The sequence below is a fragment of the Amycolatopsis antarctica genome (assembly GCF_002262875.1).
In the GTDB taxonomy this organism is placed as follows: domain Bacteria; phylum Actinomycetota; class Actinomycetes; order Mycobacteriales; family Pseudonocardiaceae; genus Amycolatopsis; species Amycolatopsis antarctica.
In genome coordinates this window covers 206,722-217,829 of record NZ_NKYE01000001.1, presented here as the reverse complement: position 1 = coordinate 217,829, position 11,108 = coordinate 206,722, and the positions used below count along the sequence as shown (strand labels likewise).

The following is an 11,108-nucleotide window of genomic DNA, read 5'->3' as shown; positions in this document are numbered from 1 at the left end:
GGTGGTGGGAGGCGGGTGGGATCGGTCACGACGCGTTGCACCCCTCTTCGTTGATGGGGCCTACCGAGGGCAGCACCAGTCCGCAGATGAAGGTGTCGAACCAGCGGCCGTTACCGAGTGTGTTGGAGAAGACGCGGATGAACGGCGCGAACTCCTTGATGCCGTCGTTCAGCGAGTCCTGGTTGCGCTGCAGCATGGAGGTGAGCTGGTCGAGCTGGGTGAGTACGGGGTCGAGCTGGCCGGTGTTGTCGTCGACGAGGCCCTGCAGCTCGGTGGAGAGCAGGCGGGTGCCGTCGAGGAGGCTGGTGATGGCTTCCTTGCGGCGGGCGAGTTCGGCCAGCAGCAGGTTGCCGTCCTCGAGCAGCTTCGTCACCTCGGCGTCGCGGTCCACCAGCGTCTGGCTGACCTGCTTGGTGTTGGCGAGCAGGTCGGCGAGCTGCTGGTCGCGGCTGGCGATGGTGTCGGAGAGCTGGGAGAGACCGGTGAGCGCGCCCTGCACGTCGTCCGGGGTGTCGGAGAACGTCTCGGACAGCGTGTCGAAACTCTGCGCGAGCTGCTGGGTGTCGATGGCGTCGACGGTGCTGGACAGGCCACGGAAGGCCTCCAGCACGTCATAGGGGGCGGCGGTGCGCTCGCGCGGGATGACCTGGCCGGGGTCAAGGGCGTTCTGCCCGACGGGGTCGAGGGCGAGGTACTTCTGCCCGAGCAGCGTCTTGATCTTGATGGCGGCCGAGCTGCGGTCGCCCAGCCAGGCGTCCTTGACCTGGAAGGAGACGAGGACCTTGTCGCCGGAGAGTTCGACGTCGGAGACGGTGCCGACCTTGACGCCGGCGACCCGGACCTCGTCGTCGGCGATCAGCCCGGCGGCCTCGCTGAACTCCGCCGAGTACGTGGTGCCGTTGCCGATCAGCGGCAGGTCCTTGGAGTTCAGCGCGGCCACCATGCCGAGCACGATCACCGCGATGCCGGCGATCGCGATCGGGATGGGATTGCGTTTCTGGAAGGACTTCACGAGCCACACCGCTCTCGGTTGACCGGTGCGATGGTCAGCGGGATCGTCGGCAGGCCGGGAACCCCGACCGAGCCCTTGAGCTCGCAGGAGAAGAAGTTGAACCAGGAACCGTAGTCGGCGGTTCTGCTCATGGTCTCCACCTTCTCCGGCAGGAACTGGATGAAGCGCTCCACCAGTGCCTCGCTGTCGTTCAGGTTCTGCGTCAACGTTCCGAGTGCCCCGATGTCCTGCTTGAGCGGTTCGCGGGCCTCGGTGAGCAGGCCGGCGGTGGTGTTGGCGAGCCCGCCCAGCGCGTCGACGGCGTCGCCGATCGGCTCCCGGTCGGCGGCGAGGCCGGAGACGAACTGCTGGAGCCGGATGACGAGGTCGTTGAGCTGCGGGGTACGTGCGTTGAGGGTGTCCAGTACGCCGTTCAGGTTGCCGATCACCTCGCCAATCACCTGGTCCTTCTCGGCGATCGTGGTGGTGAGCGAGGCGGTGCTGGCGAGCAGGCTCTCGACGGTGCCGCCTTCACCCTGCAGCACCTGGATCACCTGGTACGACAGCTTGTTGATGTCCTCGGGCTGCAGGGCGCGGAACAGCGGCTTGAACCCGTTGAACAGTTCGGTCAGATCCAGCGCGGGTTTGGTGCGCTCCGCCGGGATGGTGCCGCCGGTGTCGAGGGGCTGCGACATGTCGCCGTCGCCCTGGCCGAGCGAGACGTAGCGCTGGCCGACGAGGTTGCGGAACTTGATCTGCGCGGTGACGCTCGCCGGCAGCTTGCGACCCGCGTCGACCTCGAACTCCACCTCGGCCTGCCTGCGGTCGACGACACGGACGTCGGTCACCTGCCCGACGCGGACACCGGCGATGCGGACGTCGTCGTTGGGCAGCAGCAGGGTCGCGTCGGTGAACCGGGCCTTGTAGGCGTTGGTACTGGCCAGGTTGACGTTGGCGATGCTGATGCCGAGCACGGCGGTGAACATGACCGTCACGACGATGAAGACGATCAGTTTGACCAGTGGTGCGGCGAGTCCCCTCATTTGACGTTCACCTCCGCGCCCCGGTACAGCGGGCCGACCAGCAGCGTCGAGAAGTCGGGCACGTCCTGCGGGGCCATGCCGACCTGCGGTCCGATGAGCTGGGCGAGGAAGCCCTGTTCGGCCGGGGTGTTGGCCGGGTTGCCCGCGGGGGTGCCGCCGCCGTTGTAGCCGCCAGCGTTGGCGACGTTGCCCGAGGGCAGCAGGCCGTCGTTGATGGAGCGTGCCGCGGGCGGCGGCACGCTGCCGTCGTCGATGGCGCCGTCCGGCGGGTGCTGCGGGAACGGCTGCGGGAAGTCCTTCATGTCATAGCACCGGGGGCCGCGGGTGTCGTTGAATTCCGGCTCGTCCTGGCCGGGCAGGTACGGGCCGCGGTTGGGCGTGATCTCGATGGTCGCCCGCAGGCCCGGTTTGCCGGTGCCCTTGCCGAAGGCCTCGTCGATCTTGGGCAGTGCCTCGGCCATCTGCCCGATGACGCAGGGGTACTCGGGCGCGTATTTGGCGAGCAGTTCCACGGTGGGCCGCGCCGATTCGCCGAGGTTGATCAGGTTGGCGGCGTTGGCTTCCAGGAAGGAGCGCAGGTCGACCGAGGCGGTGGTGAGCGAGCCGTAGAGCGTCTGCAGGTTCTGCTGCTGGTCGACGACGGTCTGCGAGGTGACCGTCAGGTTCGTCAGCGTCTGCACCAGGTCCGGCGTGACGTCGGAGAGGTTGTCGGAGAACGTGGCCAGCTCCTGCAGGTTGCGCTGGAGGTCGGGCAGGTACGGGTTCAGTTCGCCGACGTAGGCGCCGAGTTCGGACAGCGTCTCGCCGAGCGGTTCGCCGCGGCCCTCGAGTGCGGTGGAGATGGCGGTGAGCGTGCTGTTGAGCTTCTGCGGCTGCACCGCCTGCAGCACGGGGAGCAGCGACTCGAACGCCTTGGACAATTCGACGGCGCTGGAGCTGCGGTCCTGCGGGATGACGTCGCCGTCGGCGAGCTTGGTGCCCGATCCGCCCTCGGGGAGTTCGAGGGAGACGAAGCGTTCACCGAAGAGGGTCTTCGGGATGAAACGGGCCGAGACGTCGGCGGGTACGAGTTCAGCCGACTGCGGGTCGAGGCGCAGCGTCAGCTCGGATCCGGACGCGGTGGGGGTGATCTCCTCGACGCTGCCGATGATCAGGCCGCGCACCTTGACGTCGGACATCTCGGCGAGCTGGTTGCCGACCTTGTCGGCCTGGAGCTTGACCCGGACGAACTCGCTGAACGACTTGTTGAACATGGCGACGCTGAGCGCGACGCCGCCGACCATCGCGGCGATGAACAGCAGGCCGAGGAGGCGTGTGCGAAGGGTGCTCATCCCGCGATCCTCACCGTCGTCGTGGTGCCCCAGATGGCGAAACCGATGAAGAAGTTGGTGATCGCGACGGTCACGATCGTGGTCCGGACCGCGCGGCCGACGGCCACGCCGACACCAGCCGGGCCGCCGGTGGCACGGTAACCGTAGTAGCAGTGGGACAGGATGATGATCACCGCGAAGAACAGCACCTTGCCGAAGGAGATGAACACGTCCTCCGGAGGTAAGAACAGATTGAAGTAGTGGTCGTACGTTCCGGCCGATTGGCCGTACAGGTAGACGGTGATCAGCCTCGATCCGACGTAGGACGTCAGCAGGCCGATGATGTAGAGCGGGATGACGGCGATGAAGCCGGCGATGATCCGGGTGGTCACCAGGTAGGGCAGGCTGGGTACACCCATCACCTCGAGCGCGTCGATCTCCTCGGAGATCCGCATGGCGCCGAGCTGAGCGGTGAACCCGGATCCGACGGTCGCGGAGAGCGCGAGCCCGGCGACGAGCGGCGCGATCTCGCGGGTGTTGATGTAGGCGGAGGCGAACCCGGCGAACGCGGCGGTGCCGATCTGGTCGAGTGCGGCGTAGCCCTGGAGGCCGACGACGACACCGGTGAAGACGGTGAGGCCGACCATGACGCCGACCGTCCCGCCGATGACTGCGAGCGCGCCGGAGCCGAAGCTGACCTCGGCCAGCAGGCGCATCGTCTCCTTCATGTACTTCCGCAGCGCCTGCGGGATCCACGCCAGTGCGCGGATGTAGAAGGAGAGCTGGTCGCCGAGCTGGTCGAGGGCGCCCAGCGGGGCGTTGACGACGCGGCGGGCGCCCTGGCCGATGGAGGCGAGCTGGGAGCGTGCGGACATGGTCAGCTCCCCTTCGCCGGGACGATCTGCAGGTACAGCAGGGTGAGGATGCCGTTGACGAAGAACAGCAGCAGGAAGGTGATGACCACCGACTGGTTCACGGCGTCGCCGACACCCTTCGGTCCGGGGGGCGGGTTCAGGCCGCGGTAGGCGGCGACGATGCCGGCGATGAAGCCGAAGATCAGCGCCTTGAGCTCGCTGACCCAGAGGTCGGGAAGCTGGGCGAGGGCGGAGAAGCTGGCCAGGTAGGCGCCGGGGGTACCGCCCTGGAGCACGACGTTGAAGAAGTACCCGCCGAGCACGCCGATGACGCTGACGACCCCGTTGAGCAGTACCGCGACCAGCATCATGGCGAGTACCCGCGGCACGATCAGGCGCTGCACGGCGGAGACGCCCAGCACCTCCATCGCGTCGATCTCCTCGCGGATGGTGCGCGCGCCGATGTCGGCGCAGACGGCGCTGCCGCCGGCTCCGGCGACCAGCAGCGCGGTGACGATCGGCGAGGCCTGCTGGATGATCGCCAGGACGCTCGCGGCACCGATGAAGGACTGGGCGCCGAGCTGCGTGATCAGCGAACCGAGCTGGAGGGCGACGAGCGCGCCGAACGGGATGGCGACGAGCGCCGTCGGCAGGATCGTGACGCTGGCGATGAACCAGGCCTGCTGGATGAACTCGCGGATCTGGAACGGGCGCTGGAAGAAGCCGCGCGTGACGTCGAGTCCGAGGGCGAAGAGCCTGCCCGTCTCGCGGAGCATGCCGACGCCGGGGAACTTGGCCGCGGTGGCCTGCCCGCTCACCGGACTCCTCGCGGGCACTCGTCCGTCTGCCTTTGTGTCGCCTGCCGGGGTGTCGCCTGCCGGGGTGTCGCCTGCCGGGTCCGGGGCAGCGTCGTCCGGGTGATCATGGTCGGCCCTGCCCTGGGCCGGACTGGCCGCGCGGTGCGGGCTGTTCCCAGCCGGAGCCGGGGACCTGTGCGACACGGTCCGCCGGGAGCTGGCCCGCGTGCTGGTCGGGGACCGCGTCGCCCTGCCCGTATCGCGGCGTCTGGGTTCCCCGCTGCTGGTTCTGCTGCGGCTGCTGGTTCTGCTGGGGCTGCTGGTTCTGCTGCGGCGCGGCGGCCATGGCGTGCGGCTGCTGCATCCCGTAGCGCCGCCGGTCCTCGTCGGTGAGCGAGGCGATGATGCTCTCCTGCGCGGCCTGCGGCAGCGTGTGCAGGATCCGCATGACGCGGTCCTTGCGGCGGCGGATACCCATGCGCTCCGGCATTCCGGGCGTCGGCTCCATCTGCGGGACGACGCCGCGCAGGTCCTCGTCCGGGGAGCCGTCGTGGTGGCCGGCGTCGACGTTGGCCTGTTCGGCGGCCATCGTCGCGGAGTCCTTCTCCTCGGACATGCCGATCGGCCCGATCTTGCGGCCGTTGAGGAACTGCTCCACGACGGGCTCGTCGGAGGTGAGCAGCACCTCGCGCGGACCGAACATGACGAGTTCCTTGCGGAACAGCATGCCCAGGTTGTCCGGCACCGTGCGGGCCAGGTTGATGTTGTGCGAGACGATCAGGATCGTCGCGTCGATCTGCGCGTTCAGGTCGATGAGCAACTGCGAGATGTAGGTGGTGCGGACCGGGTCGAGACCGGAGTCCGGTTCGTCGCAGAGGATGATCTCGGGATCGAGCACGAGGGCGCGGGCGAGGCCGGCGCGCTTGCGCATCCCGCCGGAGATCTCCCCGGGGAGCTTGCGCTCCGCGCCGGCGAGACCGGTCAGTTCCAGCTTCTCCAGCACGATGCGCTTGATCTCGGACTCGGACTTCTTGGTGTGCTCGCGCAGCGGGAAGGCGACGTTGTCGTAGAGGTTCATCGAGCCGAACAGCGCGCCGTCCTGGAACAGGACACCGAAGAGCTTGCGCGTCTCGTACAGCTTCGCCTCGGAGCAGGTGACGATGTCGACGCCGTTGACAACGCAGCGTCCGCGTTCCGGCTTGAGCAGGCCGATCATCGACTTCAGCAGCACGGACTTGCCGGTGCCCGAAGGGCCCATCATCACCGAGACCTCGCCCGGGGGGAGGCTCAGCGAAACGTCACGCCAGATGGCCTGCTTGCCGAAGGACTTGGTCAGGCCGTCGATGACCACCTCGGCACCCATCGCACCTCCTCATCGAAGCTGTCTCTGGTCGGCTCGCGCGACCGGGGCCGCCGCGCAGGGCAGTATCCACCGGTACCGGCATCACCTGTGGTGCAACGAGCCGGACGCGAGCAGGTTACTCGTGGGTTATTGATCTTTCGCGGCGGCCGGTACGTCCGCGTGGGTGACCGCGCTTGCCTCTCCCCGCGCATTGCGTGACGGGCTCCGATTCCGGGCGGAATGTCGCTTTCCGTCCGGCGCCGAGCGCGTTTAGCGGGCTAAATGTCGCGCCGTGGCCCACGGAATCGGGCAATACGGGCGCACGGTTTCCGCTAATTGAGGTAACTGTTACCGGTGGTAACGTGCTGGCCGACGATGTCGACGACGCCGTCGCCCAGGCTCGCCGAGGAGGTTCGTACCCATGCCCGCCGACGCTGCCCCCGCCGGGGACCACTCCGCCGACGACCACTCCGCCGAGCCGGAGGAGATCGCGCTGCGCGCCCGCGACGTGCACTTCGACTGGTCCGCACTGCCGATGCACTGGATCCCCGGCGACCCGTTCGCCACCCACGTCATCAACGTGCTGCACCTGCTGCTGCCCGAGGGCGAGGAGTTCTTCGTCCGCGTGTTCGGCCAGGCACTGCCGCTGATCGAGGACGAGAAGCTGCGCGAGGACGTCCTCGGCTTCATCGGCCAGGAAGCCGTGCACGCCAAGTCCCACCAGGGCGTCCTCGACCACTTCGACGCGCACGGCCTGGACACCCGCCCCTACACCCGGCAGATCGCGCACCTGTTCGGCCGGATCCTCGGCGACCGCGGGTACACCGGACGCCGCCAGGAGGAATGGCTCGTCGAACGGGTAGCGCTGATCGCCGGGATCGAGCACATCACCGCGTTCCTCGGCCAGTGGATCCTCGACGCCCGGGCACTGGACGAGGCAGGCGCCGACCCGACGATGCTGGACCTGCTGCGCTGGCACGGTTCCGAGGAGGTCGAACACCGCGCCGTGGCCTACGACCTCTACCAGCATCTCGACGGCAGGTACTTCCGCCGGGTCCGGCTGTTCCTGCTCGCCGCACCGTTCTTCTTCTGGCTGTGGGTCCGCGGCACGCGCTACCTGCTCGCGCACGACCCGCGGCTCGGCGGCCGGGTCAGGCCGCGGTTGCGCGATCTGATGCGTACCCGCAAGCACGGCCTCACCCCCGGATTCGGCGAGACGCTGCGCCTGCTGACGCCGTACTTCCGCCGCTCGTACCACCCCTCGCAACACGGTTCGACCAGTCAGGCGATCGCCTACCTGGCCGACTCTCCCGCGGCGCAGGCAGGCGAGCGGTGAGCCGGACCGGGACCGGCGGAACCGACCGCCTCGTCCGCGGCATCGGCAGGGTCATCACCGTCTACGAACGACTGTCGCGTTTGGACCGTGGCAGACCGCCGGTCACCCCCGTCGACCGCGACCTGCGCCTCGTCGTCACGGCCGTCCGGGAGGAGGCGGACGGGGTGCGCGGGCTGACGTTGTCCGCACCGGACGGCCGGGTGCTGCCGCGCTGGCGGCCCGGGGCGCATCTCGACCTCGTGCTGCCCTCCGGCAGGGTGCGGCAGTACTCACTGTGCGGCGACCGGAATCGGGCCCGGGAGTACCGCATCGCCGTCCGCCGGATCGACCGCGGCGGCGCGTCCGGCGAGATCCACCAGAGCCTGCGCGCGGGCGACCCGCTCGTGGTGCGCGGGCCGCGCAACGCGTTCCCGTTCGTCGCGGCGCAGCGCTACCTGTTCGTGGCGGGCGGCATCGGCATCACACCGATCCTGCCGATGGTGCGGGCCGCCGCGGCCGCAGGCGCCGACTGGCGCCTCGTCTACTGTGGACGGTCCCGGTCGTCGCTGCCGTTCCTCGGCGAACTGGCCGGATCCGACACCGGCCGGGTATGGGTACGCACCGACGACGACTACGGGATCCCGGCCTCCGGTGCGGAACTGCTCGAACACGCCCCGGACGGCGCGACCGTGTACTGCTGCGGCCCGATCCCGATGATCACCGGCCTGCGACTGGACCTGCCGGCGAGCCGGGCACGCTCACTGCACTTCGAACGCTTCTCCGCGCCGCCGATCTCCGGCGGACGGACGTTCGAGGTGGAGCTGGCACGCACCGGCCGGGTGCTGACCGTGCCCGCCGACCGGTCCGCGCTGGACGTCGTCCGCACCGCGAAACCGGACGTGGCGTACTCCTGCCGTCAGGGTTTCTGCGGCACCTGCCGGACCCGGGTACTCGACGGCGAACCGGACCACCGTGACCACACACTCACACAGGAGCAGCGCGCGGACGGCATGCTGCTGTGCGTCTCCCGCGCCGACGGCGGACGGCTGGTGCTCGACCTCTGATCCGCCCCAGCGGACAGCCGACGACCGGCAGGGGCGACGACCGGCAGGCAAGGAACGCGCACCCGAGCCGGAACGCACGAAGGGCGGGCACCCCGTGGGGTACCCGCCCTTCGCGAACGGCGTGACGCTAGATCACTTGATGGCGATCTTGGCGCCGGCAGCCTCGAGCTTCTCCTTGGCCGCGTTGGCGGCGTCCTTGTCGACCTTCTCCAGGAGGGCCTTGGGCGCACCCTCGACCATCTCCTTGGCCTCCTTCAGGCCCAGGCCCGAGACGACCTCGCGGACGACCTTGATGACCTGGATCTTCTTGTCACCGGCGGACTCGAGGACGACGTCGAACTCGTCCTGCTCCTCGGCTGCCTCGGCGGCGACCGGGGCGGCGGCCACGACGGCGGCCGGGGCGGCGGCGGTGACGTCGAAGGTCTCCTCGAACTGCTTCACGAACTCGGAGAGCTCGAGCAGGGTGAGCTCCTTGAAAGCGTCGAGCAGTTCGTCGGTGCTCAGCTTCGCCATGATGGCGTCCTCTCTAGATGCGAACTAAGTGTTCGGGGGGTGGGTGTGTTCAGCTCTCGGCGGGTGCGTCGGCGGTCGTGCCGGCGGACTCGGCCTGGCGCTTCTCCTCCAGTGCGACGGCAAGGCGAGCCACCTGGGACGCGGGCGCCTGGAACAGCGCCGCGGCCTGGGAAAGCTTCGCCTTGAACGCACCGGCCGCCTTGGACAGCAGGACCTCGCGGCTGTCGAGGTCGGCGAGCTGCTTGATCTCGTCGACGCTCAGCGGGCGGCCATCCATGTAGCCGCCCTTGATCTTGAGGGCGTTGTTGTCCTTGGCGAAGTCACGCATTGCCTTCGCGGCGTCGACCGGTTCACCTTCGACGAAGGTGATGGCGGTCGGACCGACGAAGAGGTCGTCGAGACCCTCGATGCCCGCGTCCTGCGCGGCGCGCTTGACGAGGGTGTTCTTCGCGACCCGGTACTTGGCGCTGGTGCCGAGAGCAAGGCGCAACTGGCTGAGCTGAGACACCGAGAGACCGGTGTACTCGGTGACAACTGTTGCCGAGCTCGTACGGAACCGGTCCGCGATCTCGGCGACGGCCGCCACCTTGTCGGGCTTCGCCATGGTCGCCTCCTCTCTGTGCTAGGTGACCACTGGCGCACCCGGCCCGGAAAAGACGAAACGCCCCGGCGCAGCAGGCGCGGGGCGTCGATCTCGCACACGACGGTGCGAGTGGCCTCGTTCCTCCTGCGCGGGTCGCCCGGCTTTGCGGGACCTTCGTTCCCCTCGCCCGATTGACGTGGGGAAGACCAGCGGTCTTCGGTAGAACGTCGTGAATACTACGTCAACGCCGGTGAGCGCTTCGCGCCGGCCCCTGCCGCGCCTTCGTCCGACTCGATGGTTCGACCCGATGGGCGGACGGCGGCCGCCCGGCCGGGCAGGCATCATGGTCGCGTGGCGGAGCGAGGAGAGCAGCGGCCCGACGAGGACACGCCTCCGGACGGTATCCCGGTGCCCGGCGCCGGGGCGTCCGGCGAGCCTTCATCCGGCGCGGGCGGGTCGGCGGCGGGCCCGCCGCTGGATCCCGAGCAACTCCGTCAGTTCCAGCAATTCCAGCAGTTCCAGGAGTTCCTGCGGTTCACCGAGGCGCAGCAGGGCGGCACCGGGCAACAGGGCGGTGCCATGGTGCCCGCACCGCAGCAGAGTCCGGTGCCGCATCAGCCCGGTCCGCCACAGCAGCCGCCGATCGAGGCCAGGCAGTACCCGCTGGAGCACCCCGGTGCGCGAGCCCGGGCGGCCGGCGAACTGGTTCCGGCGGAGCGTCGGCCGCGGACGCCGCGCTGGCTGCGCAAGCTGGGCGGCAAGGTGCTCACCGCGGCGATCTTCCTGGCGCTGCTTGTCGGTGCGGGCGCGTGGGCGTACAACCACTACTTCGGCTCGCCGGACGAGGACAAAACCACGGAGGAGTTCGTCGCCGACGGCGGCGGCACCTACCGGACGAACGAACTGCTGTCGAAGAACCCGTACGAGGCCGTGCGCACCGTCTACGACGCCGTCGCGCAGAACCTCGTGCCGCAGGGGTGCGGCCGGTTCGCCGAGGCGCAGCAACAGGACTTCGCCAGGAACATGGGCTTCGCCGACTGCAAACTGGCCGTCGAGGCGCTGCACGGCCAGGTGTCGAACGTCAACGACTACGCCGAGTCGATCCCCTCGTACACCTCGGAACCCATCCAGGGCGACACGATCACCATCGACTCCTGCCGGTTCCCGATCAGCGGCGGGCCGGTGCTCGGCGAGTTCACCGCGACGAAGGTGGAGAACGAGCAGTGGCTGATCACCGGCCACCGCCCCGGCCCGCGCGAGTGCCCGGTGCCGCCGAGCACGGCACCGGGCAACTAG

At 69.0% G+C, this 11,108-nt stretch carries 11 protein-coding genes; 3 read left to right on the top strand and 8 right to left on the bottom strand.

Features of this window, described 5'->3' with window-relative positions:
* Positions 1-25 precede the first annotated feature (25 nt).
* The 6 genes from CFN78_RS01130 to CFN78_RS01105 form a co-directional block, all read right to left on the bottom strand.
* Positions 26-1,012 carry an MCE family protein gene (locus CFN78_RS01130; RefSeq protein ID WP_094861043.1) on the bottom strand — a complete coding sequence of 329 codons (987 nt, stop codon included), beginning with the start codon at positions 1,010-1,012 and terminating at the stop codon, positions 26-28.
* Complete coding sequence (locus tag CFN78_RS01125; protein WP_094860634.1) at positions 1,009-2,034, bottom strand: MCE family protein; 1,026 nt, start codon at positions 2,032-2,034, stop codon at positions 1,009-1,011. The genes CFN78_RS01130 and CFN78_RS01125 overlap by 4 nt, the downstream gene beginning before the upstream one ends.
* Positions 2,031-3,365: an MCE family protein gene (locus tag CFN78_RS01120; protein WP_094860633.1), complete on the bottom strand. Its 1,335-nt coding sequence runs from the start codon at positions 3,363-3,365 to the stop codon at positions 2,031-2,033. Before CFN78_RS01120 ends, CFN78_RS01125 begins: the two co-directional genes overlap by 4 nt.
* The gene (locus tag CFN78_RS01115) at positions 3,362-4,219 is read right to left on the bottom strand and encodes an MlaE family ABC transporter permease (protein WP_094860632.1); all 858 of its coding nucleotides are present in this window, start codon (positions 4,217-4,219) and stop codon (positions 3,362-3,364) included. The genes CFN78_RS01120 and CFN78_RS01115 overlap by 4 nt, the downstream gene beginning before the upstream one ends.
* A gap of 2 nt (positions 4,220-4,221) precedes the next feature.
* The gene (locus CFN78_RS01110; RefSeq protein WP_205660412.1) at positions 4,222-4,974 is read right to left on the bottom strand and encodes an MlaE family ABC transporter permease; all 753 of its coding nucleotides are present in this window, start codon (positions 4,972-4,974) and stop codon (positions 4,222-4,224) included.
* Between the two features lie 145 nt (positions 4,975-5,119).
* Positions 5,120-6,358 (bottom strand): ABC transporter ATP-binding protein, encoded by a 1,239-nt coding sequence (locus CFN78_RS01105; protein WP_094860630.1) that lies wholly within the window; start codon positions 6,356-6,358, stop codon positions 5,120-5,122.
* Between the two features lie 400 nt (positions 6,359-6,758).
* Between CFN78_RS01105 and CFN78_RS01100 the strand changes: the two genes are divergently transcribed.
* Both CFN78_RS01100 and CFN78_RS01095 read left to right on the top strand, forming a co-directional pair.
* Positions 6,759-7,673 carry a metal-dependent hydrolase gene (locus CFN78_RS01100; RefSeq protein ID WP_094860629.1) on the top strand — a complete coding sequence of 305 codons (915 nt, stop codon included), beginning with the start codon at positions 6,759-6,761 and terminating at the stop codon, positions 7,671-7,673.
* Positions 7,670-8,716, top strand: a complete 1,047-nt coding sequence (locus CFN78_RS01095; RefSeq protein ID WP_094860628.1) for a PDR/VanB family oxidoreductase — start codon at positions 7,670-7,672, stop codon at positions 8,714-8,716. Before CFN78_RS01100 ends, CFN78_RS01095 begins: the two co-directional genes overlap by 4 nt.
* A gap of 132 nt (positions 8,717-8,848) precedes the next feature.
* Here the strand turns inward: CFN78_RS01095 and rplL are convergent, their stop codons facing one another.
* Positions 8,849-9,229 carry a 50S ribosomal protein L7/L12 gene (gene rplL / locus CFN78_RS01090; RefSeq protein ID WP_094860627.1) on the bottom strand — a complete coding sequence of 127 codons (381 nt, stop codon included), beginning with the start codon at positions 9,227-9,229 and terminating at the stop codon, positions 8,849-8,851.
* Positions 9,230-9,278: 49 nt separating this feature from the next.
* Positions 9,279-9,833: a 50S ribosomal protein L10 gene (rplJ, locus tag CFN78_RS01085; RefSeq protein WP_094860626.1), complete on the bottom strand. Its 555-nt coding sequence runs from the start codon at positions 9,831-9,833 to the stop codon at positions 9,279-9,281.
* Between the two features lie 330 nt (positions 9,834-10,163).
* Between rplJ and CFN78_RS01080 the strand changes: the two genes are divergently transcribed.
* Positions 10,164-11,108 (top strand): hypothetical protein, encoded by a 945-nt coding sequence (locus CFN78_RS01080; protein ID WP_094860625.1) that lies wholly within the window; start codon positions 10,164-10,166, stop codon positions 11,106-11,108.

Bases quoted from the DNA above. Each gene is read 5' to 3' on its own strand.
- CFN78_RS01115 (WP_094860632.1), bottom strand. From the start codon at position 4,219: ATGTCCGCACGCTCCCAGCTCGCCTCCATCGGCCAGGGCGCCCGCCGC.
- CFN78_RS01125 (WP_094860634.1), bottom strand. From the start codon at position 2,034: ATGAGGGGACTCGCCGCACCACTGGTCAAACTGATCGTCTTCATCGTC.
- CFN78_RS01105 (WP_094860630.1), bottom strand. From the start codon at position 6,358: ATGGGTGCCGAGGTGGTCATCGACGGCCTGACCAAGTCCTTCGGCAAG.
- rplL (WP_094860627.1), bottom strand. From the start codon at position 9,229: ATGGCGAAGCTGAGCACCGACGAACTGCTCGACGCTTTCAAGGAGCTC.
- CFN78_RS01120 (WP_094860633.1), bottom strand. From the start codon at position 3,365: ATGAGCACCCTTCGCACACGCCTCCTCGGCCTGCTGTTCATCGCCGCG.
- rplJ (WP_094860626.1), bottom strand. From the start codon at position 9,833: ATGGCGAAGCCCGACAAGGTGGCGGCCGTCGCCGAGATCGCGGACCGG.
- CFN78_RS01100 (WP_094860629.1), top strand. From the start codon at position 6,759: ATGCCCGCCGACGCTGCCCCCGCCGGGGACCACTCCGCCGACGACCAC.
- CFN78_RS01110 (WP_205660412.1), bottom strand. From the start codon at position 4,974: ATGCTCCGCGAGACGGGCAGGCTCTTCGCCCTCGGACTCGACGTCACG.